The organism is Clostridium sp. (genome assembly GCF_029258205.1).
Taxonomy (GTDB): Bacteria; Bacillota; Clostridia; order Clostridiales; family Clostridiaceae; genus Sarcina.
This window is the reverse complement of sequence record NZ_JARHZJ010000026.1, coordinates 42033-63209: the sequence shown is the minus strand read 5'-3', so window position 1 is coordinate 63209 and position 21177 is coordinate 42033. Positions and strand designations below refer to the sequence as shown.

Sequence of the window (21177 nt, the reverse complement as noted above, 5' to 3'; positions counted from 1 at the left end):
TAAGATAAATTAATACCCTCTAGAGTTACCTTGTTACTTATTTACTATTTAAAGTGTAAAACAACAATCATATTTTATCAAAAGCTAATAATAAATGCAATTATTTTCATTAAATTTACAAGACTATACAACCTTAAGCTCTAAAAAGCACTTTAATTCTTCCGATTTTTCTATTTTATAATTTTTTATATGAATATTATTATTTTTTAATAAGTTCACATAATTAATCAAATCCTCTAAAGAACCTCTGAACAAAACTTCACCTGTCCATCCATCTTTATATTCAAATTGTAAAACAGTACAATCTTTATTTTCTATATTTTTTAATACTGTATTTAAATCTTTATCTTCTTCCATAGAATTTTTTACTACTGGAAGTTCATAATTTCTTAAGTTGAAGAGATCTATGCCTTGTATCAATAAAATAACTATTAAAATATTAGCTAAAGTTACATCTAATTTTAACTTTTTCAAATTAATTCTCCTCTTAGTATATAAGTATTATTAGATTCATTTAATCTTATATCTTCTACTCTTCCATTGATGTTATTAATATCATTAATAACAGAATTTTTATAATTACTATTGACTTCTACTTCAAAACTTTTTCTCTCTAGATTTAAATTCAATATTTTTCCTCCTTCAATTATTTTCTTTAACTTATTTATATCTTCTAAAAACCCTTCGTCTAAAGACTTTTCACTATCAACTACATTTGTTTCACTTAAATAATTTTCTATTTTATTATCTTCAGTCTTAATTTTTCCATAAAAAAACAAATTAAATACTAATAAAAGTAATATGTATATAGTTAGCTTTTTCTTTATTTTTTTGTTATATTCATCTACATATTCAATTGGTAAAAATTTTTTATATTTTTTAATATAAATTGTCCTCACCTCTAATCTCATTTAATTTTAAACCATTAAACCATTCTTTTACTTCTTCTGTTAAATACTCTTTCTGGATTTTAAAAGTAAAGTCTTTTACAGATATTCTAAAATCATTCTCTATACTTTTAAGACTCTCTTCTATAGCTTCAATAACATTAGAATTTTTTATACTCTTTAATAAAACTAGTTTACCTTTTATATAAATACTTATTTTCAAATTTTTAAGTTCAAAAGTAACTTTATTAAAAACTGATATATTTTTATTTTTAAGTTCAGGAAAGGATAAAACAAAATCCTTTCTTTCATATAATAAATTTTTAAAATTCTCATCACAACCAATAAAATATACTATCAAAAATAAACTTTTGTTATATTTTAATACCTCATAATGAACTAATGGTGTGTAATTAAAAAATCTATCTTTTATAAGTTGTTCTATTTTTTCTTGGATATTACACTTCTTATTCACCTTAAGTGTTTCTATAAATATCCTTTCATTTAAAAGAATAATTTTTACTCTTTTATCTTTTAAATCCTTGAGTTTTGAAATATCATTTGTATCATTAATTACTAAAGTTTTTGTTACTAAACTCATAATTTCCCCTTTTTGACAAGATAATATCATCATTTATAACTTTTATTTCATAATAAGTTTCCTTAAAAAGTCCGCTTATTTTATCCTTATTTTTAATATTTAAAATCTTATCTTCCTCACTGTACTCAGCCTTCATATTATTCAAAGAAAATTTTAGCTCTTGAAAATTATCCTTATTCAAAACATTTTCTTTTAACATATAATTTATAAACTCCTCCTCTAAGTTATTTTTATCTATATTAGCACCTATTATTTTAAAACTTCTATCAAGTTCTTTTCTTCTTTGAAATGAGTTATCCATAAGTATTGTAACTATCATGCTACAAACTAGTGAAACTAACATAACCTCTATAGATACAAATCCCTTACACCTTTTCATAACAATATACCCTTTCTTCTTGATTTTTAACCTTTAATTTTATATAAAACAAATTTTCCTTTTCTACCACATCAAATTCTTCAATATTTTCTATAAGCGCAGGTGAATAATTTCCTCCATATTCTGTATAATTATAATAAACATATAATTTACTTTTTATTATTTCTATTTTATCTTCTGCTACCATACCATTTCTCCAAAATTTAACTACAATATAGTCTTTATCTTTATTTATCTTTATATCTTCAACCATATTATCCCAAAACCTATGATTTAAGTACATCTCTGCATCTAACAAATAATTTAGTTGTTTCTCTTTTGGAATAAATCTTTTATACTCCTTAACATAAAAAATCAAATTCTTTGTTAAACTCAAGGTTATAATTCCTAAAGCACCTAAATAAATACATAGTTCAATTAATAAATATGCTTTTCTTCTTCTTTTTGAAATAGTTTTTCTAATTTTTGAGGAGATTTTTCTAAAAATTTGTATATTTTCACCTCCTTATTTTCACTTATATATGGTTTTTCATTTTTATAAATTATATTAATAATACTTTCATATTGATCAACATGGATTATATTAATAGTCCAGCCTAAACCATAATTTCGCTCACTATTTAGAATTAAATTTTTTCTAAGAACTTCTTCAATATCATTGTTTATTAAATCATTTACATTTAAATCATCTATTTTATATATTCCACTATCAATACGTCTTAAATCTTCAAAGGATGTATTATATTTTAGCTCCATAGCTAAAGAATTAATAATTTCTACTACTTTTATTTTCTCTTTAATATAATAGTTATTGTTAATATAAGTTCTATAACTTTTTCCTATTCCTAAGAAAAGTATTGATACTAATGCCAATGCTAAAACTATATCTACTAATAGATATCCTTTCTTTTTATATCTCTCATCTTCCATATTTATATTTCCTCATGAATCACTTAACATTAATTTTCCACAAACCTGGAACTATTGTTATTTCTCTTTTCTTATTATTTTTATCAATCATTGTTATAGTACCAGCTATACTAATCATACCGGTCTCATTTATAGTAATTAAATTATTTCTATTGAAACTTACTCTAACTGAATCTAACCTCAAAGAAGTAGTCCTAATCTGATTTTGATAGATTAATTTATTATCTAATATGTCAAAAATTATTTCCCCATATAAATTATCTTTCTTAGATAACTGTTTTGCTTCCATTAAAAAATCATGAATCTTACTTATTTCACCTTCAACTTTTAATTCATAACCTCTATCTTTTATAATCATAAATGATGTTGGTATTACTAAAATAAGAGAAGTTACTCCTAAATATATTATTACTTCACTAAGAGTAAATCCTTTTCTTTTTCTATACATATTTCATTCCCTCAAAGGTAGGTATTAAAATTAAAAGCATCATAGCTGAAATAACAAATCCTAATATAATAAACATTGCTGGCTCTATTTTCCCAACAGTTTTATTTAACACCCTATCAAAATCTTTTTCTCTTATTTTCAAAAGTTCTTCAACATTTTTACTAAACAATCCACTTTCTTCTCCAGTTATTAAAAATCCCTTTGATACATGAGAAATAACATTTATTTTCCCTATACTATTACTTAAAGTAGATCCTTTTGTTAATTCTTCATTTATACTTTTAATATATTTTCTAAGCTTTATATCACTTAAGCTTTCTTCAAAGACACTCAAAGCATTATTAAGAGATATTCCACTATTTAATATCATGTTTATTAAAAATAATATTCTAATTTCATAATACATGCTATATAATTCTATGTTTTCTAATATTTTTTCCAAGCTTATTACTTTAAATAATAGATAAAGTGAAATTAATATACATAAAAAATAGCAAAAAACTATTACCTCAACATTTGGATTTTCTTCTACAAACTTAATATAATTATTTAACAAAGTCATAATCTTAGAACCTTCAACTTCCCTTAACTCATACATATCTGCAAACTGTGGCAAAATATAAGTTACATAACAAAAAATCATAATAATTAAACCTATAAGAAGTGAAACTGGATATCTCAAGGATTTAGCAATTTTATTTTTTATTTCCTTTTCAGCTAATATATTTCTAGCACACTTCTCCAATACACCTTCTAAGTTTCCACTTTCTTCTCCAATCCTCATCATATCTTTCATTAAATCTGGATATAAGTTACCTTCATCTTCAAAAGCCTTTGATAAAGAATCTCCATTTAAAACCTTTTTCTCAATTCTTTTTAAGGATTCTTTGTATTTCTTATCTTTCACAGTATTCTTTATTAGTTCTAATGATCGTCCTATAGACATTCCTGATTTTACATATGTACTTAAATTTAAGCATATGTATGAAGCTTCATCTTTAAACCCAAACATCTAACCCCTCACATTCCTTTAACAAATAATATTCTTCTAAAGATATTTCTCCCTTTTTAACTAATGTAAAACATGACTTTAAGAGTTCTTCTCCCCAAACAATCTCTTCTGTACTTTTATGCTCTCTTGGAAATATAATTTCACAAATTGCTTTTCTTCCACTATTACCTGTCCAATTACAAATTTCACATCCAGTTCCTTTATAGTAAGTTTTTAAACTTAATTCTACACCTTTTAAATTTTCAATTAATTCATTTTTTAGTTCTATCTTAACTTTACATTTTTCACAACTTTTTCTTACTAATCTTTGAGTTATTATTGAACTTACTCCTTCTTTTACTAAATATCCTTCTACTCCCATATCTAATAATCTATTAAAAACTTCATTTCCACTGTTAGCATGAATTGTTGAATATACTTTATGCCCTGTTATGGAAGCCCTTATGGCAATTTTAGCAGTTTCCTCATCTCTTATTTCTCCAATTAATATAACATCTGGATCCTGTCTTAATATATGCTTTAATCCATTAGCAAAGGTTAATCCAACTTTCTCATTAACATTTGTTTGTGTTATTCCTGCTATGGTAAATTCAATTGGATCTTCTATAGTACTTATATTTATCCCTTCTTTATCTATTGAATTTAATAATGCATATAGGGTTGTTGATTTTCCACTTCCTGTTGGCCCATTTATAACTACCATTCCATGTTTCAATTTTAAAAGTTTATTAATTTTATTCTTTTGCTCTTCCATTAAACTCAAATTATCAATATTCATAAACTCATTTTTCTTATATAAAATTCTAACTACTAACTTTTCACCAAAAGCACTTGGAATACTTGATATTCTTAAGTCACAATCATATCCATGATTTTTAAATGATACCTTACCATCTTGACATCTTAATTTGTCGCTTATGTCCATATCAGCTTTTAACTTTATCTTATTGACTAAATTTTCATAAAGATTTTTCTTTATTCTCTTAACTAAAACTAATGTTCCATCTATTCTAAAGCGAATGTTAGCATATTCTTCTAACGGCTCAATATGAATATCACTAGCATTTTTTTCTATCCCTAAAGATATAAGACTTACTAACTCTTCATCCAGAAATTTATCATTAGAAAAACTTTTCCCACCATAACAATCTTCAATTAAACTTTCTATTTCATTCTTATTTCCAATTACAAAATTTATTTCTTTTTCTCTAAATAATAAAGATAAATACTCTCTTTTCTTTGATTCTTCTTTGCTTGTATAAAAAAATATTTTGCCTGAGTTTTCTTTCAAAGCGATTAAATTCATCTCTAAGGCTGCTTTTTTAGATATCTTTTCCATTAACTTCATATCTACATCTTTAATTGTATATTTCATATATCAACCTCCTCACCAGTAATAATTGACAAGGCATTTATTTTTTAAACAAAAAAGTTCTAGATTATTAAAAAAATTTAATAATCTAGAACTTTTAACTATTTTATAATAATATACTGCCCTTTATTACTATCTATAAGTTTAATACTCTTATCGTTTATGTTATATCTATATAGTGAATTTTTTTCTTTGTTATCATTAAACCCAAGAAAATATATATTCTCTCCAACAACTATTAACTTTGATTTATCTGATATATTTTTAGGAAAATCATATACCAATCTATCAATTTTATTATTTGTTGTATCAATTGAATACAAGCTTCTTAATCCTTCTCCTTTTGTACCAATAAAATATACTACATTTCCTATTTTACATAAAGACTCTATTTCTCCAACCTCATTTGAAATAACAGATTCTTTTTTATTATCCAAATTATATATATAGCAATTTTTCTTGCCATCAATACTGCTTTCAGTATATAAAACAACTTGATCTTCAAGTAAATCAATATAATCTATAAAAGCCTTAACAACTTGCTTCTCTAAAGTGTAACTTCCATCCTTAATATTATAAATGTATAGCCCACTTTTTCTTTTTTCTAGGTCAACACCATATAGAACTAATTGATCTTCATTAACAAATTTAACATTCTCCCCTGAAATAGCTAAATTCTCATTAAAATCAAATTCCTTAAAATCTTGTAAGTCTAAAACCTTATATCCTATTTTATCCTCAGAACTATATTTGTATAGAAGCTTAGTTCCTTTTGGACTAATAATTAATTCCTCTATATTTCCATCTACTGATATCTTATATTCCTTAACTCCATTAGTGATTATTAAGTTTGTTCCCTTATCATCAAATTCTCTATAAACAGCTAAACCCAATTCCTCACTATAAACTTCAATATGACCCTTAAGATTCAAATCAAGTTTTTTTAGTGAATCCCCTTCTATTTCGTAATACTCAACATCTTCCCTTGAAATTACAGATACAATGTTCTCAGGAAGCTTTAATTTTTTTCCTTTACTGTCTTCTTCATTAGACCCTTTGTTGAAATTACATCCCACAATGGTTGTTGATAAAATAACTAATACTAATAAACTTAAAGCAGCAGCTTTCCTCATTTACTTACTTCCCTCTCTAAAATAAATATGTGCCATCACAAATAAATGATGCATCACCTATCATTTTTACTCCATCATCTTCAATATTAACCTTTAATTCTCCACCTGGAACTATTACCTTTACTTCCTTATCTACAAGACCTAATTTATTAGCAACTATAACTGAAGCACAGTTTCCTGTTCCACATGCTAATGTTGGACCTGCACCTCTTTCCCAAGTTCTAACTTCCATTGTGTTTCTATCAATCACTTTGCAGAAATTAACATTTGTCCCTTGAGGAAATAAATTATATCTTTCTATATACTTACCAAATTCTATAGGATATTTTTCTTCCTCAAATATAATAGTATGAGGAACTCCCATAAGTAAGGATGTTATTTCAAAATTTTCATTTCCTACACTCACTTTTTTTTCTATTATTTCTTCATCACATAATGCTGGAATATTCTTTGGTTTGAAATCTCCAAATCCCATATTTACATTGATAGTTTTTACCTTATCATTCTTAATTTCTAAAAAGATTCTTTTAATTCCATCACCTGTTAAAACATCTAAAACATCTTTCTTTACTATTCCCTTCTCATAGACATATTTAGCAAAACATCTTATTCCATTTCCGCACATGGCAGCATAAGAGCCATCTGAATTTATTATTACCATTTCTATATCACAATTTTCATTATTTCTAACTATTAAAATTCCATCTGCACCAATTCCAAATCTTCTATGGCACATTTTTTTAGCAATTTCTCCCTCTTTATCTAAATATTCATTATTCAAATCTTCTATAACTATAAAATCATTTCCATTTCCATGCATTTTTGAAAACTTCACACTATCACCTCAAATTACCTATTATTGATACTTTTTATTATAAGATGTATACTAACTGTATGTAACTCTATGTTCATCAATTTAGAAAGGAAAGAAAATCATGGCTTTAGACGGTATTTTTTTATATAACTTAATAAATGAATTAAAAAATTCATTAATAAATTCTAGAATTGACAAAATAAATCAACCTGAAAAGGATGAAATAATAATAAATGTACGTGGAAAAGAAAACAAAAAACTTTTAATTTCCTCTAGTTCCAAATACCCTAGATTACATTTTACTACAATAAATAAGAATAATCCATTACAACCTCCTGTTTTTTGTATGGTATTAAGAAAATATTTGACAGGTGGAAGAATAATTGATATATATCAACAATCTACAGATAGAATTGTTTCAATTGATATAGCAAATAAAGATGAAATGGGATTTGATAGTGTATATACTTTAGTAGTAGAAATAATGTCTAGACACAGTAATATTTCTCTTGTAAGGAAAAGAGATAATAAAATTATGGAATCAATAAAACATATAACAGCAAATAAAAATAGTTTTAGAGTTCTATATCCTGGTATAACCTATGTATTTCCTCCTGAATCTGAAAAATTAAATCCTTTTGACTTTTCGAAAGAAGATTTAAAAGCTAAACTAAACAAAAATAATAATGAATTAGATGAAAAAATATTTTCAAAGTTACTAACTGGTGTTGGCAAAAATCTTTCTCTTGAAATGTATTCATTATTTAAATCACAATTTGGGAATTCATATATTTTTGATGATATATTTGACTTTATATGTAATTACTTCAACAACATATTTAAAGATATACAAAATATTATATTCTACAAAAACGAAAAAATTATAGATTTTTATTTTAAAGATTTATCTATTTTAGATGATTGTACTAAAGAAGTTTATGATAATAGTAGTGAACTTTTAGATGCCTTTTTTGCTAATAAGGATAAACAAGATAGATTACATGCAAAAAGCTCAGATATACAAAGACTAGTTAATACTAATATAGACAGATGCTTAAAAAAGATTAAGGTTCTTGAAAAAACCTTAGAAGAATGTTCTAAAAAAGATGAGTTTAAAATTAAAGGTGAACTTCTAACCTCTTATATTTATAGTATTAAAAAAGGAGATAAATCTGTTGACCTTTTAAATTATTATAGTAATAATGAAGACTATCTAACTATTTCACTTGATGAAAATAAAACACCATCTGAAAACATTCAATTTTACTTTAAAAAATATAATAAATTAAAAAAGGCTGAAGAATCGGCCTTAGAGCAACTGGCTATAAACGAAGATGAACTTAAATATTTAAACTCAGTTTCATCAAGCATACAGGTTGCAGATAACTACGAAGACATAGACGCTATAAAAAATGAACTTATAGAAACAGGCTATATAAGATTTAGAAGAAATAATAATGGCAAAAAGAAAGAAAAACAATCTAAGCCTTATCACTATGTTTCTTCTGATGGAATAGATATTTATGTTGGTAAAAATAATATTCAAAATGATTATTTAACTTTAAAGTTTGCTGACAAGAATGATACTTGGCTTCATACTAAGGATATACCTGGTTCTCACGTAATTGTTAAAAGTTCAAATATTCCTGACAAAACTTTAGAAGAAGCTGCTAACTTAGCTGTTTTCTATAGCAAAGGAAAAGGTAGCACTAAAATTCCTGTAGACTATACTTTAGTTAAAAATGTAAAAAAACCTTCTGGTTCTAAACCTGGAATGGTAATCTATTCAACTAACAAAACAGTTTACATGGATTCACCAAAAGAAATAACTTTAGAAAAACTTAAGTAATAAAATAAAAGTTACAAATAGATTGTAGTAAATACTGTATTAAACTAAGAATTTATACAGTTATACTTAATTCTATTTGTAACTTTTAAAAAATATCTAGCTAAATAAATTTTTAAATTACTTCTTTAAATTATTATCTAAGTATTGGTAGTAGTAGCATAAAAGTCTACCATTATAAAGTTTTCTGTTTTTAGTAGCTTTTCTACCAAACTCTTTTTGGAAATCTGGACATGCTGTTAAAATATTAAAATCCCAAGTATCTAATTTCTCTTTAACCTCTCCAAAATGTTTATTTAATTTTGAAACTATTTCTTTTTCACCTATTCTCTCACCATATGGTGGATTTGTAATCATATATCCATACTTTTTCTTAGTTGAAAATTCAAAAAAGTTTCTTTTTTCTAAAGTTATACAGTCAGTTAATCCTGCTTTCCTTACATTATTTTTAGCTGTACTTAATACCCAACTATCTATATCATAACCAGTTATATCTAAAGGAATTTTCTTTATAGATCTTTCTGCTCCCTCTCTAACTTGATCCCATATTTCCTTATCCATTGAAGGCCAAGTTTCAGAAACGAATTTTCTATGTAATCCTGGCGCTATATTTCTAGCGATCATAGCAGCTTCTATTAGTATAGTAGCAGATCCACAACATGGATCTATAAGAGTTTGCTCTCCTCTCCACTTTGAAAGTAAAACCATAGCAGCTGCTAGTGTTTCTTTAAGAGGAGCTTGACCTGAATGTTCTCTATATCCTCTCTTGTGTAATCCATCTCCTGATGTATCTATTGTTAATGTAACAATATCTTTTAAAAGCCCAACTTCTATCTTGTACACTGGACCATCTTCTGTGAACCAATCTTGCCCATAACTTCTGCTCATGCTTTTAACTACGGCTTTTTTAACTATTGATTGACAATCTGGAACACTGAAAAGTTTTGACTTAACAGATTTACCAACAACATGCATCTTACCATCTACAGGTATATACTTACTCCAATCAATCTCTACAGTTTTATTAAATAACTCTTCAAAGCTTTCTGCTTTAAATTCAGCTACTTTTATTAAAACTCTATCTGCAGTTCTAAGCCAAAGGTTTGTTATGGCAATATCCATTTCATCCCCTTCAAAATGAACTCTTCCATTTTCAGTTTTTAGGTCTTCATATCCTAACTCTTTTAATTCCTTTGCAACAACAGCCTCTAAACCAAAAGTTGCAGTGGCTATTAAATTATAATCCATAAAAATTTACTCCTTAGTTTTAATTTTCATATATTTCAACTGAATCAGTTCCATCAATCTCTTTGATTTGAACCTTTATTATCTCATCTTTTGATGTAGGAATATTCTTTCCAACATAATCTGCTCTTATTGGTAACTCTTTGTGCCCTCTATCTACTAAAACAGCTAACTGTATAAATTCCGGTCTTCCTTGATCCATTATTGCATCAATAGCCGCCCTAACTGTTCTACAAGTATATAAAACATCATCAACTATAATAACCTTTTTTCCTCTTATATCAACATCTATTTTAGAGTCATTTAAATTTGGTGTATCACTAATATTAGTTAAATCATCTCTGTATAATGTTATGTCAACGCTAGCAACAGGAATTTTAACTCCTTCAAACTTTTCTATAAACTCTGAAAGTCTCTCTGCTAAAGGATATCCTCTTCTCTTAATTCCAACAAGAACTATATTATTTACTCCTTTGTTCTTTTCTATTATCTCATGTGAAAGTCTTGTAAGCGCTCTTCTTATAGCATTTTCATCTAACAAACTTGCCTTTAGATGCATATTCTAACACCCTCCTAATTTTTCTACAATTTTTTCAAAGTACTCTGGTAATTCTGAGTCAAATTCAACATATTTTCCAGTAGTAGGATGAATAAATCCCAATGTTTTAGCATGAAGAACTTGCCCCTCTTGACTTAATTTCTTTTGTTTCTTTAAGCCATAAACAGTATCTCCAAGTAATGGATGACCTATAAAAGACATATGAACTCTTATCTGATGTGTTCTTCCTGTTTCTAAAGTGCATTTAACAAGAGAACATGAATTAAATACCTTAAGAACTTCGTAATGAGTAACTGCTCTCTTTCCATCTTTAACTACAGCATACTTTAATCTATCTCTATTGTGTCTTCCTAAAGGTGCATCAATTATGCCACCTTCTTTTTTAAATCTTCCCTCAACAATAGCATAGTATTCTCTTTTTATACTGTGATCTTTAAATTGTTCTGCTAGTTTTTGATGAGCATTGTCATTTTTTGCAACAACTAATATTCCAGAAGTATCTTTATCTATTCTATGTACTATCCCAGGTCTTATAACCCCATTTATTCCTGACAAATCATTACAATGGTGTAATAATGCATTAACTAAAGTTCCAGTATAATTTCCCGGTGCAGGATGGACTACCATTCCTTTTGGTTTATTAACTACTATCACATCTTCATCTTCATAAACTATATTTAATGGAATATCCTCAGCTTCAACTTTCAACTCTTCTGGTTCTGGTATTTCTACCTCAATTTCATCTCCAACTGAAAGCTTATATTTTCCCTTTTCTACTTTTCCATTAATTAAAATTTTTCCATCATCAAAAAGCCCTTGAATAAAATTTCTTGAAACTCCATCTATTTTAAGAGCTAAAAACTTATCTGCTCTTATTCCTTTTTCTTCTTCAGTTATTTTTATTACTTCTTTACTTAAACTCATAGTTTATTTGCTCCATTCTAAAGTAAATATTTAAAGCTATATCTTAAATATTATATAATAAAATATTAAATTTCAACAATTAATTAAACAAAAAGAAAAATCTCACCTTAATCAAAGTGAGATTTTTTAACAGCTACTTACTCTTCAGCAAAGAAGCTTTTAATTTCATTTACATCATCGAAATGTGTTTCCACTTCATAGATGTCTTTAAGATCAGTTTTTTCTTCTTGATTTTCTTCAAAATCAATCTTTATACCTTGTTGCTCTTCTGTTTCAACTTCATACTCTGGATTAGTTATGTTAAAATTCTTAATAAAATCTTTCTCTAAATCATCAAAAGTATCTATTTGAAAGTTCATAAAACTTCTAAACTTAGCTCTAAACTTTGTAAACTCCTGTTTAACTCTGTCATATTCATCATTGATTTGTATAACATCATTATGAGCTTTATCTAATATTCTTTGAGCTGTATCATTAGCACTCTTAATTATTACATCAGCTTCTTTTTGAGCATTAGCTTTTGCTTGTTCAGCTGTATTTTGAGCTAATAATAAAGTGTTTTGAATTGTATTCTCAATTTTACTATAGTGTTCTATCTTATCGTTAGAATTTTCAAGTTTCTCTTTTAAAGCAGTGTTTTCTTTAAAAAGAATCTCATATTCTTCGACTATTCGGTCTAAGAATTCATCTACTTCCTCTGGACAATAACCTCTTAAAACCCTCTTGAACTCCTTGTTGTTAATATCCATTGGGGTTAATTTCATATAATCACACTCCTATGTATACTTAAATACTGTCAATTTTAATCTACCACTCTTCGTTGTCCCAAAAATATTACTTATTTTAAACTTTCCAATACCTCTTATGGTAAGTCTTGAATCTTCTGAAACTTCTTTACTTTTATCTTTTGTTATTCTATAGTCTAGAAGAACACTACCTGAATTTATAGCATCTAAAGCTTTACTTCTTGATATGTTTCCCAAGGCTGCAACTATACAATCTAACCTTTTAGAAGTTACTATTACATTTTTTTCTTCATAGCTAGGTTTAGGTATTTCATCTAAATCATAAATTATTTCACATTTACAATTAAGATTTCTTATCTTATTTAAATTATTAATTAGAAAATCAACTATACTATTATGAACAGCAACATAACATCCATCATCCCTTAAAATCAGATCTCCTATTTTGTTTCTATTTATGCCTAAAGCCATAATAGATCCTAAATAGTCTTTATGCTCTAATTTTGAAAATTTAGTATTGCATTGAATCCTTAAAAGACTTATTGGAAATAAATCATATTCTTCCTTATTAAATGCTATTACTCTTCGTTCTCCATCCTCAAAAAATCCAAAACTTTCAACATTTACATCAAATAAATTCATTTCTTGAAGGGTGCTCCATACATCTGGAGTATAAAACTCATCAGTAAATACTAAAATATTTTTTGTCCTAGCTAAATTAAACCTTTCAAAAAGTTTTAATGCTTCAAACTCTTCTAAATTTAATAAATTAATAAAATCTTTCTTATTCATACTATTTTGAAGCCCAGTTAAACATTCCTTTATTACTTAATTCACTCTTTAATTCATTGCTTACTTCAACATTTGAAGGTGATACTATAAATACGCCTTTTTCAACTTCTTGAAGTTCTCCACATAATGCATAGCAAGCTCCACCAACAAAGTCTATTAATCTTTGAGCTGTTCTAAGTTCTAATGAAGTTGTGTTTATAACAACAATCTTTCTATTTTTTAATGCAGTACAAATTTCAGTTGCATCATCATAAACTAATGGTTTAGTTATCATTAATTTAGCTGTATTAGCTGTATGAATATTTACAACCTTACTACTTTTTTTAGAAGATAATACTGGAGCAAATGATTCTTCTTCTTCCATTACCTCTTCTTCTTCCATTACTTCATCTTCATCTTCAAATTCATCAAACCCTAAAAAACTTTTCATTTTACTAACTACTTTTGACATATACATATCCTCCTAATTCTATTTATATAATCTTTTGCCAAAAATTCCTTGACCAATTCTAACCATATTGCTTCCTTCTTCAATAGCAATCTCATAATCACCTGACATTCCCATTGAAAGTATTTCCATTTTTATATTCTTAAACTTTTTCTCTTTTAATTCACAAAAAAGCTTATGAGTTTTACTGAAATACTTTCTACATTCTTCTTCTGTTCCTTTTGGAATTATAGTCATAATACCTAAAACATTAACATTGTTACAAGCTTCTATTGCTTCTATAAGTTCATCTAACTCGTCTTCCAAGATACCATACTTTTGTTCTTCTCTTCCTATGTTAACTTGAATTAAAGTATTGGCAATTTTATTATGTTTACCATACACCTTTTCTATTTCTTTTAATAATTTAATACTATCTAATGATTGTATAAGATGAACTTTATCAACTATATACTTCACCTTATTGGTTTGAAGATGTCCTATTAAATGCCATTCTACATCTTGGTGAAACTCATCAAACTTTTTTATTATTTCTTGGACCTTATTTTCACCAAATTTTCTAATACCAAATTCATAGGCCTCTTCCATTTCTTCAATAGTTCTTGTTTTAGATACAGCAATAAGTTGAACGTTACTTGGAATTTTTTCTGTAAATCTTATTAAATTTTCTTTTATATCCACTTTTACTGTCTCCTTTAATTATATATTACATTATATTCTTCTTTATAGGAATAGAAAATCCTTCTTTTTTGTACAAATTTTTCGCAAGGCATAGTTCTTACTTTATATTAGGTTCCATATATTTCGAATTCATATCACTAATATATGAAGGCATTGTTATATCATCACTCTTAGTTATCTGTACCTTTATTCCTCTATTCATAAGAGTTTTAATATAACTTCCATCTCTCATAAGTTGATTTTCCATTTTTTCTGGATTACCTATAGCATTAACATAAAACGGGGCTGGTATCTTAACTCCATTCATTCTTAAAAACTGTCCTCCACAATATATCTCTGTATTATATATTATTCTTTGATTATTTATAGATATGGCCTCTGCGCCTGCAGCTTTAAGTTCATTTATAACTTTTATCATATCATCATCATGAATAGTTCTTAAAAGTCTCATAAAATCATCAACTACTTCTCCACTAAAAGCTTCTCCACCATCTTCTAAAACTATTTTCAAACCTGGTCCTTTAACATCTGCTAATCCAGAAAGCATTAAATTATTATTTACCTCTTCTATCATATCATTTGAAATTTTATTGCTAGTCTCATCATTCTTTGAATAATTATTTATTTTTTCATGCAATTCCTTATTACTTTCCTTTAACTTTGATATTTCATTATAAAGATTGTTACGTTTATTGTATGCCTCTTGATATTCTCTAACATTTAACACCTTTGTAGTTTCTATTCCATCCAAACTTATGTTCATAGATATTAAAAGTCCAACTATAACAGAAGCTATAAATATAAAAATAGTAAATTCTCTATTTTTCAAAGCATCACCTCTTTATCGTTCTTTACTTTTATCTAATAATATCCTTCGTATAGCTGCAAAGTTATTAAATATTCTACTACCAAATACTATTACTGCTGCAAAGTATAGTGGTATACCAAGTTTATCACCTAGATATGCTAGTAAAGCTGCTAAAGCTGCATTCCCAAAAAATCCCGATATAAAAACATCTGCTTGAAATTCTTTCTTTAAACTAGCCTTTATTGCTCCAAAAACAGAATCTAAACATGCAACTATTGCTATAGATAAATATGGAGAAAACTTGTCTGGTATGCTTCCTGGAAATATAACTCCTATTATTATACCTACTAAAAGCCCAATAAATACTATCATTTAATCACCTTCTTAATCAACCTTTTTTAAATATTCAGAAGATAGGTTTTGAGTAGTCTTAGGTATTGTAATTGAATCTTTTTTCTCATATTTATAGTCATAATTACCGCCTAATACTCCATAGTCCATTTCTCCTGGGAAATCAATTCCTTTTATTAAGTTATCTTGGTTACCAATAACTTTTATTGTCAAGTTCTCCTTAGGAGAAATTCTTTCATTATTTCCTATCCATATAAAGTTACTTGCATTCTTTATTCCTGTTTGTGGAGTTATTCTAATATCATTAATAGCAATAGCTTCTGCTCCAGAAAAAGATAATAAATTTAATATATGAACAATTTCATTTTCACTTATATATTGAGGATCCTTTGAAGTAAGCAATGGTGATTTAGGTGTTATGGATAAAATTATTCCCGGTCCCTTAACCTCTTCAGTTCCTAAAATCATTCTTGTTTTATCTAATTGCTCTTTTATTTTATTATTTACATCTCCTTTAGAAGCTGCTGCTTCCTCCATTTCTTTAAGCCTCTTATTTAAAGAATCATTATTCTTTTGAAGCTCTTCTTTTTCCTTTTTAAGTCCGTCTATTTCTGCCATTATGTCATTTTGGTTATAATTTTCTATTATATTTTTCTCTTTATTATTTATTATTTTAAATTGATAGGTTAATAAAAACCCTAACAAAGCACAAACTATACCTATAATAATTTGTGAAGACAACTTCTTCAAAAAGCACTCCTCCTTACTTTTCTTTATATATTACAGGATTACCATTAAAGCTTATGTTTATATATCCCTTTTCAAAATTTCCTGCTGGATCATTTAATATATTAACCATCTTAGTTAACTTATCACTTAATTTCTCTGAATTTCCTAAAAATATTTTAACTTCACCCTTATTTATAACAATATTATTAAGATTAGATATATCTACAGAGTTTACTTTTATTTTACTTTTATTTAAAGCTTCTCCAATCTCTTTTAAAACCTCAACTTTATCCTTATCTGTACTCATAGGTTCTCCTAAAAATCTATTTTCTACAGTTAATCCAGTTACTATAGGTAACTGCAAGCCTTCATCTGAATTTTTCTTTTCCATTATTACTAAATTTTCATTTAAAACATAAAAATCAGCACCATCATTAACAATAAATGTAGCATTTCTTTCAACTATATTTATACTTAATTGATCTGGAAGCTTTCTTGATATTTTAACACTCTTAACATATGGATTACTTAATATTTTTTTCTTCAAAGCTGCAGTATTAATCAAGAATATATTTTTATTTAAAATATCATTTTTTCCTATTACACTCTCTTTAGTTATAACATTATTATTATTAACATTAACTTTTTTTATATTAAAATAAGGTGTCTTAATTAAAATTAATCCTAATATAACAACAAGTATTATACTAATTAATATAATTTTCTTTCTTGTCTTTTTTCTTTTCTTTTTTTGTATATATTCATTTATATTCGTGCTCATATTACTCCTTATTTCTTTATTTTGCATTTCAATAACAATAATATCATTTTACTAGATTTTTTTCATTAAATTTTTAAGAAAATATTACTAATAGTAAAAAATTACTATTAAAATTCTACTTATAATTTAATAAAAAATAAAGGCGTATAAAACGCCTTTAATCAATATTTTTATTTTTTTGTCTTGATATATTAAGAAGAATTCCCATAGCCATTAAGTTAAATACTAAAGCAGTTCCTCCATAACTTATGAATGGAAGTGGAACTCCTGTAACTGGCATCGAACCTGTTACAACGGCAATATTAATTATAGCTTGTAATCCTATAATTGAAGTAATTCCTACTGCTAATAAAGTTCCATATTCATCTTTAGCACTCATTGCTATTTTTATTCCTCTATAAACAAATATTACAAATAATATTATTACTACTGTACATCCTATTAACCCCAATTCTTCTCCTATTATTGAGAATATAAAGTCATTATGTGGCTCTGGCATATATAGAGTTTTTTGTCTTGATTGTCCTATTCCAAGTCCAGTAACTCCACCTGCTCCTAAAGCATAAAATGATTGTATAAGCTGATATCCATCACCAGCTGGATCTTTCCAAGGATTAATAAAGTTTAAAAGTCTTCTTCTTCTATAGTCCTCAAATAATGTAAAAAATGAGCCTGCAAATAAAATTAGTGGCGTTATTACTCCAAACATAAATATTTTTCTTGCTCCTGCAACAAAAACCATTATGAAAGTAACAAAACCAGTTACAGCAGCTATACTAAGATTTTTCTGTGCAAGTATAAGAGCTGCAAATCCTCCCCCTATTACAAAGCAAGGAACTATCCCCTTCCAAAACTCCTTAATACGCTCACCTTTATTTGTAATCATATGAGCTAATATTATAACTACTGCATATTTAGCAAGTTCTGATGGTTGGAAAGAAAGTGGTCCTAACTTTATCCATCTTTGCGCTCCTTTTGTTTCTGGGAATGCGTAAACCGCAACTAATAATATCGGTGTTATAAAAAGAAGTGGCCCAGTTAATTTTTTAAGTTTATGGTAATCACATCTTGATATAAATATCATGGCTATAAATCCAACTATTGCAAAGAAAGCCTGTTTTTTAAAAAAAGCTGTACTATCATTATAGTTAACCATAGCAAAATATGAACTTGCACTATAAACCATCACCACCCCAATAGCTAATAAAATAACTATTGTATATAAAAGTCCATAATCCAATTGTTTAATATTACGCTTTTTAGTAGTCTTTTTTTTCTTCATTTAAAAACCTCCTATTTAGGAATTTTCTAAAGTGAAGCAAAGGCAATGAAGCAAAATACTACTGTTATTATAGAAAATACAGAAACTATCTTAGTCTCACTCCAACCTAATTGTTCAAAATGGTGATGTATAGGAGCCATTTTGAATATTCTCTTACCTGTAAGCTTAAATGAAGCAACCTGTAATATAACGGAAAGTGTTTCTATTACATAAATAATTCCTATTAACACTAGTATTAAAGGCATTTTTAATATTAATGCCACCATTGCTACAGCCCCTCCTAAAGCAAGAGAACCTGTATCTCCCATAAATACTCTAGCTGGGAATGCATTAAATCTTAAGAAAGCAAGTAATGCACCTGCTAAAGCAACACAGAATATTGCTAAACTTATGTGTCCTAAATTATAACTAATTATCCCTAAAAATGTAGTTACTAAAACAGTAACTGATGTAGCTAATCCATCTAATCCATCTGTTAAGTTTACCGCATTTGTTACTCCTGCAAAGTAGAACATTGCCGCTGGTATATAAAATAATCCTAAGTTAATTTGCCCATTTAAGAATGGTATATTAATGCTAGTTCCTATATACTTATAAGCATACCAAGTTAAAAATCCTGATACGATTAATAATAAAATCATTTTTTGTCCTGATGTTAATCCTTCATTTTTCTTCTTTATTATCTTTAGTAAATCGTCTAAAAATCCTACAAAACCAAATCCTATAAATGAATATAAGGCTATCATAGCTTCATCTGTTGGATTTCCAACCATAATAAACATTGTTATAATAGTTGCGAAAATAAATATTAATCCACCTATAGTTGGAGTTCCAGCTTTTTTTAAGTGACTCTTTGGTCCCTCTTCTCTTATATTTTGTCCAAATTTAAGTTTATGTAGTAGTGGAATTATAATAGGTCCTAATATTGATGCTACTATAAAACTTATTACTATTGCCATTACTATCTTTGGATCTATCATTGACTTTAAAATTTCCATAAAATTCTGCTACTTAAACTATTAAGCAGCTTCACCTCCTTAGTTCCATTTACTTCTCTAATAATGCTTTAGTTATTTCTTCAAATTTTAAACTTCTAGATGCCTTAACTAATATAATATCGCCATCACATATAATGTTAAGTAAATCATTTATTAGTTCTTCTTTATTTTCATATACAGTACATCCTTCTCCATATCCTTCTTTAATATTTTCTGAGAAGTCACCAAAACAAAGTACTTTTTCTATTCCATTTTCCTTTGCATATTTACCTATTTCCTCATGAGCTTCCTCTGATTTATGTCCTAGTTCTCTCATTGTCCCTAAAACTGCTATTCTTCTTTTTCCTTCTATATTTTTCATAACATCTATAGCTGATTTAACAGCTACTGGACTTGAATTATAACAATCATTTAAAATTGAAAATCCATCTTTTTTTATAAGCTCTAATCTCATTGAAGTAGCTTCAATATTATTTAAGCCCTTTTTCATTTCTTCAAAGGAAACCCCTAACTCTTTTGATATAGCAACCCCTAACATAAGATTACTTATATTATGTTCTCCTGGCATATCTAAAGAAAACTCCTCTTCTATTTCTCCATCATAAACTGTAAATTTAGATGAAAGTTCTTCTAAAGATACATTTTTAGCTCCTATTTCAAAATTTTCTCCAACTCCAGTTTTAACTATTTTATATTCAGCATTAGGTAAAGCTTCTAAAAAGTCATCATTTCCACAAACAACAAGAGTATTATTTTTATCAAAGAAAGTTGCTATTTCCATTTTAGCTTTTAATATATTTTCTCTAGTTTTTAATATTTCTATGTGAGAAATACCTATATTAGTTATAATACCTAAATCAGGGGATGCTATTTCTGCAAGTTCTCTAATTTGTCCAAGCCCTCTCATTCCCATTTCTAAAATAGCAACATCATATGTGCTATCTAATTCTAATATCATTAGAGGTAATCCTATTTCGTTATTAAAGTTTCCCTTTGTTTTGAAAACTTTATATTTATCACTTAAAACAGCAGCCACTAAATCCTTAGTAGATGTTTTTCCTGCTGAACCAGTAATACCAACAACCTTTAATCCTAATTTTTCTCTATAAAACTTAGCTAAATCCATCAAAGCTCTTCCAGTATTCTCCACCTTAATTAAAGCTACATTATCTTTTAACTCATTTAAGTCACATTTAACTTCATCAACTATAGCAATTTTAGCTCCTTTATTAAACGCATCTAAAACATAGTTATTTCCATTAAAATTTTCACCTTTTAAAGCAATGAACATAGTTCCTTCTTCTATTTTTCTTGTATCTGTTGATACAGCCTTTATTTCTTTCACATCGGCTTCTTTTAATAAAGCTCCATTAGTAGCTTTTACAATCTCTTGTAAATTTAACTCTAGCAT

Annotated in this window: 26 protein-coding genes; 1 reads left to right on the top strand and 25 read right to left on the bottom strand. The window is 27.0% G+C overall.

What is annotated here, in order from left to right; all coding sequences use genetic code 11:
- Positions 1-123 precede the first annotated feature (123 nt).
- The 11 genes from Q1J60_RS03710 to dapF all read right to left on the bottom strand — a co-directional run bounded on the left by Q1J60_RS03710 (position 124) and on the right by dapF (position 7597).
- Positions 124-474, bottom strand: a complete 351-nt coding sequence (locus tag Q1J60_RS03710; protein WP_300258663.1) for a hypothetical protein — start codon at positions 472-474, stop codon at positions 124-126.
- Complete coding sequence (locus Q1J60_RS03705; protein WP_300258662.1) at positions 471-899, bottom strand: hypothetical protein; 429 nt, start codon at positions 897-899, stop codon at positions 471-473. The genes Q1J60_RS03710 and Q1J60_RS03705 overlap by 4 nt, the downstream gene beginning before the upstream one ends.
- On the bottom strand, positions 880-1488 hold the full coding sequence (locus tag Q1J60_RS03700) for a hypothetical protein (protein WP_300258660.1): 609 nt from the start codon (positions 1486-1488) through the stop codon (positions 880-882). Before Q1J60_RS03700 ends, Q1J60_RS03705 begins: the two co-directional genes overlap by 20 nt.
- Complete coding sequence (locus Q1J60_RS03695) at positions 1457-1867, bottom strand: type IV pilin (protein ID WP_300258659.1); 411 nt, start codon at positions 1865-1867, stop codon at positions 1457-1459. The genes Q1J60_RS03700 and Q1J60_RS03695 overlap by 32 nt, the downstream gene beginning before the upstream one ends.
- A complete protein-coding gene (locus Q1J60_RS03690; protein ID WP_300258658.1) occupies positions 1854-2243 on the bottom strand; it encodes a hypothetical protein in 390 nt (129 codons plus the stop codon). The genes Q1J60_RS03695 and Q1J60_RS03690 overlap by 14 nt, the downstream gene beginning before the upstream one ends.
- Before the next feature lie 41 nt (positions 2244-2284).
- Positions 2285-2797: a type II secretion system protein gene (locus tag Q1J60_RS03685; RefSeq protein ID WP_300258656.1), complete on the bottom strand. Its 513-nt coding sequence runs from the start codon at positions 2795-2797 to the stop codon at positions 2285-2287.
- 19 nt (positions 2798-2816) lie between these two features.
- Complete coding sequence (locus Q1J60_RS03680; RefSeq protein WP_300258654.1) at positions 2817-3245, bottom strand: prepilin-type N-terminal cleavage/methylation domain-containing protein; 429 nt, start codon at positions 3243-3245, stop codon at positions 2817-2819.
- Positions 3238-4257 carry a type II secretion system F family protein gene (locus Q1J60_RS03675; protein WP_300258652.1) on the bottom strand — a complete coding sequence of 340 codons (1020 nt, stop codon included), beginning with the start codon at positions 4255-4257 and terminating at the stop codon, positions 3238-3240. Before Q1J60_RS03675 ends, Q1J60_RS03680 begins: the two co-directional genes overlap by 8 nt.
- Entirely contained in the window at positions 4244-5632 is a 1389-nt protein-coding gene (locus tag Q1J60_RS03670) for a GspE/PulE family protein (RefSeq protein WP_300258651.1), read from the bottom strand. Before Q1J60_RS03670 ends, Q1J60_RS03675 begins: the two co-directional genes overlap by 14 nt.
- Positions 5633-5730: 98 nt before the next feature.
- On the bottom strand, positions 5731-6762 hold the full coding sequence (locus Q1J60_RS03665) for a beta-propeller domain-containing protein (protein WP_300258649.1): 1032 nt from the start codon (positions 6760-6762) through the stop codon (positions 5731-5733).
- 16 nt (positions 6763-6778) lie between these two features.
- Positions 6779-7597: a diaminopimelate epimerase gene (dapF, locus tag Q1J60_RS03660; RefSeq protein ID WP_300258647.1), complete on the bottom strand. Its 819-nt coding sequence runs from the start codon at positions 7595-7597 to the stop codon at positions 6779-6781.
- A gap of 100 nt (positions 7598-7697) precedes the next feature.
- Here dapF and Q1J60_RS03655 point away from each other — a divergent pair, with 100 nt between their 5' ends.
- Complete coding sequence (locus Q1J60_RS03655; RefSeq protein ID WP_300258646.1) at positions 7698-9425, top strand: Rqc2 family fibronectin-binding protein; 1728 nt, start codon at positions 7698-7700, stop codon at positions 9423-9425.
- 117 nt (positions 9426-9542) lie between these two features.
- On the opposite strand, the gene Q1J60_RS03650 is transcribed toward Q1J60_RS03655, so the two are convergent.
- The 14 genes from Q1J60_RS03650 to Q1J60_RS03585 form a co-directional block, all read right to left on the bottom strand.
- Positions 9543-10670, bottom strand: coding sequence for a THUMP domain-containing class I SAM-dependent RNA methyltransferase (locus tag Q1J60_RS03650; RefSeq protein ID WP_300258644.1), 1128 nt, complete (start codon positions 10668-10670; stop codon positions 9543-9545).
- Positions 10671-10689: 19 nt separating this feature from the next.
- Positions 10690-11226 (bottom strand): bifunctional pyr operon transcriptional regulator/uracil phosphoribosyltransferase PyrR, encoded by a 537-nt coding sequence (pyrR, locus tag Q1J60_RS03645; RefSeq protein ID WP_300258642.1) that lies wholly within the window; start codon positions 11224-11226, stop codon positions 10690-10692.
- 3 nt (positions 11227-11229) lie between these two features.
- The gene (locus Q1J60_RS03640; protein ID WP_300258640.1) at positions 11230-12150 is read right to left on the bottom strand and encodes an RluA family pseudouridine synthase; all 921 of its coding nucleotides are present in this window, start codon (positions 12148-12150) and stop codon (positions 11230-11232) included.
- A 137-nt stretch (positions 12151-12287) separates the two neighbouring features.
- Positions 12288-12914: a DivIVA domain-containing protein gene (locus Q1J60_RS03635; protein ID WP_300258638.1), complete on the bottom strand. Its 627-nt coding sequence runs from the start codon at positions 12912-12914 to the stop codon at positions 12288-12290.
- A 12-nt stretch (positions 12915-12926) separates the two neighbouring features.
- The gene (locus tag Q1J60_RS03630; RefSeq protein ID WP_300258635.1) at positions 12927-13688 is read right to left on the bottom strand and encodes a YlmH family RNA-binding protein; all 762 of its coding nucleotides are present in this window, start codon (positions 13686-13688) and stop codon (positions 12927-12929) included.
- A gap of 1 nt (position 13689) precedes the next feature.
- Positions 13690-14139 carry a cell division protein SepF gene (locus Q1J60_RS03625; protein ID WP_300258632.1) on the bottom strand — a complete coding sequence of 150 codons (450 nt, stop codon included), beginning with the start codon at positions 14137-14139 and terminating at the stop codon, positions 13690-13692.
- 18 nt (positions 14140-14157) lie between these two features.
- Entirely contained in the window at positions 14158-14817 is a 660-nt protein-coding gene (locus Q1J60_RS03620) for a YggS family pyridoxal phosphate-dependent enzyme (protein WP_300258629.1), read from the bottom strand.
- A gap of 97 nt (positions 14818-14914) precedes the next feature.
- On the bottom strand, positions 14915-15646 hold the full coding sequence (locus Q1J60_RS03615) for a DUF881 domain-containing protein (protein ID WP_300258627.1): 732 nt from the start codon (positions 15644-15646) through the stop codon (positions 14915-14917).
- A gap of 12 nt (positions 15647-15658) precedes the next feature.
- Positions 15659-15997 (bottom strand): small basic family protein, encoded by a 339-nt coding sequence (locus tag Q1J60_RS03610; protein ID WP_003451069.1) that lies wholly within the window; start codon positions 15995-15997, stop codon positions 15659-15661.
- Between the two features lie 12 nt (positions 15998-16009).
- The gene (locus tag Q1J60_RS03605; RefSeq protein WP_300258624.1) at positions 16010-16726 is read right to left on the bottom strand and encodes a DUF881 domain-containing protein; all 717 of its coding nucleotides are present in this window, start codon (positions 16724-16726) and stop codon (positions 16010-16012) included.
- 13 nt (positions 16727-16739) lie between these two features.
- On the bottom strand, positions 16740-17486 hold the full coding sequence (locus Q1J60_RS03600; protein ID WP_300258621.1) for a cell division protein FtsQ/DivIB: 747 nt from the start codon (positions 17484-17486) through the stop codon (positions 16740-16742).
- Between the two features lie 157 nt (positions 17487-17643).
- The gene (gene spoVE, locus Q1J60_RS03595; RefSeq protein WP_300258619.1) at positions 17644-18768 is read right to left on the bottom strand and encodes a stage V sporulation protein E; all 1125 of its coding nucleotides are present in this window, start codon (positions 18766-18768) and stop codon (positions 17644-17646) included.
- Positions 18769-18794: 26 nt separating this feature from the next.
- The gene (gene mraY / locus Q1J60_RS03590; protein ID WP_300258617.1) at positions 18795-19766 is read right to left on the bottom strand and encodes a phospho-N-acetylmuramoyl-pentapeptide-transferase; all 972 of its coding nucleotides are present in this window, start codon (positions 19764-19766) and stop codon (positions 18795-18797) included.
- A 49-nt stretch (positions 19767-19815) separates the two neighbouring features.
- Positions 19816-21177 (bottom strand): UDP-N-acetylmuramoyl-tripeptide--D-alanyl-D-alanine ligase, encoded by a 1362-nt coding sequence (locus Q1J60_RS03585; RefSeq protein WP_300258615.1) that lies wholly within the window; start codon positions 21175-21177, stop codon positions 19816-19818.

Excerpts from the sequence above, each read along its gene's own strand:
- Q1J60_RS03695 (WP_300258659.1), bottom strand. The coding sequence starts at position 1,867 with ATGAAAAGGTGTAAGGGATTTGTATCTATAGAGGTTATGTTAGTTTCA.
- Q1J60_RS03665 (WP_300258649.1), bottom strand. The coding sequence starts at position 6,762 with ATGAGGAAAGCTGCTGCTTTAAGTTTATTAGTATTAGTTATTTTATCA.
- Q1J60_RS03675 (WP_300258652.1), bottom strand. The coding sequence starts at position 4,257 with ATGTTTGGGTTTAAAGATGAAGCTTCATACATATGCTTAAATTTAAGT.
- Q1J60_RS03610 (WP_003451069.1), bottom strand. The coding sequence starts at position 15,997 with ATGATAGTATTTATTGGGCTTTTAGTAGGTATAATAATAGGAGTTATA.
- Q1J60_RS03625 (WP_300258632.1), bottom strand. The coding sequence starts at position 14,139 with ATGTCAAAAGTAGTTAGTAAAATGAAAAGTTTTTTAGGGTTTGATGAA.
- mraY (WP_300258617.1), bottom strand. The coding sequence starts at position 19,766 with ATGGAAATTTTAAAGTCAATGATAGATCCAAAGATAGTAATGGCAATA.
- Q1J60_RS03635 (WP_300258638.1), bottom strand. The coding sequence starts at position 12,914 with ATGAAATTAACCCCAATGGATATTAACAACAAGGAGTTCAAGAGGGTT.
- Q1J60_RS03655 (WP_300258646.1), top strand. The coding sequence starts at position 7,698 with ATGGCTTTAGACGGTATTTTTTTATATAACTTAATAAATGAATTAAAA.
- pyrR (WP_300258642.1), bottom strand. The coding sequence starts at position 11,226 with ATGCATCTAAAGGCAAGTTTGTTAGATGAAAATGCTATAAGAAGAGCG.
- Q1J60_RS03680 (WP_300258654.1), bottom strand. The coding sequence starts at position 3,245 with ATGTATAGAAAAAGAAAAGGATTTACTCTTAGTGAAGTAATAATATAT.
- spoVE (WP_300258619.1), bottom strand. The coding sequence starts at position 18,768 with ATGAAGAAAAAAAAGACTACTAAAAAGCGTAATATTAAACAATTGGAT.
- Q1J60_RS03700 (WP_300258660.1), bottom strand. The coding sequence starts at position 1,488 with ATGAGTTTAGTAACAAAAACTTTAGTAATTAATGATACAAATGATATT.
- Q1J60_RS03630 (WP_300258635.1), bottom strand. The coding sequence starts at position 13,688 with ATGAATAAGAAAGATTTTATTAATTTATTAAATTTAGAAGAGTTTGAA.
- Q1J60_RS03685 (WP_300258656.1), bottom strand. The coding sequence starts at position 2,797 with ATGGAAGATGAGAGATATAAAAAGAAAGGATATCTATTAGTAGATATA.
- Q1J60_RS03670 (WP_300258651.1), bottom strand. The coding sequence starts at position 5,632 with ATGAAATATACAATTAAAGATGTAGATATGAAGTTAATGGAAAAGATA.
- Q1J60_RS03640 (WP_300258640.1), bottom strand. The coding sequence starts at position 12,150 with ATGAGTTTAAGTAAAGAAGTAATAAAAATAACTGAAGAAGAAAAAGGA.
- Q1J60_RS03600 (WP_300258621.1), bottom strand. The coding sequence starts at position 17,486 with ATGAGCACGAATATAAATGAATATATACAAAAAAAGAAAAGAAAAAAG.
- Q1J60_RS03585 (WP_300258615.1), bottom strand. The coding sequence starts at position 21,177 with ATGCTAGAGTTAAATTTACAAGAGATTGTAAAAGCTACTAATGGAGCT.
- Q1J60_RS03650 (WP_300258644.1), bottom strand. The coding sequence starts at position 10,670 with ATGGATTATAATTTAATAGCCACTGCAACTTTTGGTTTAGAGGCTGTT.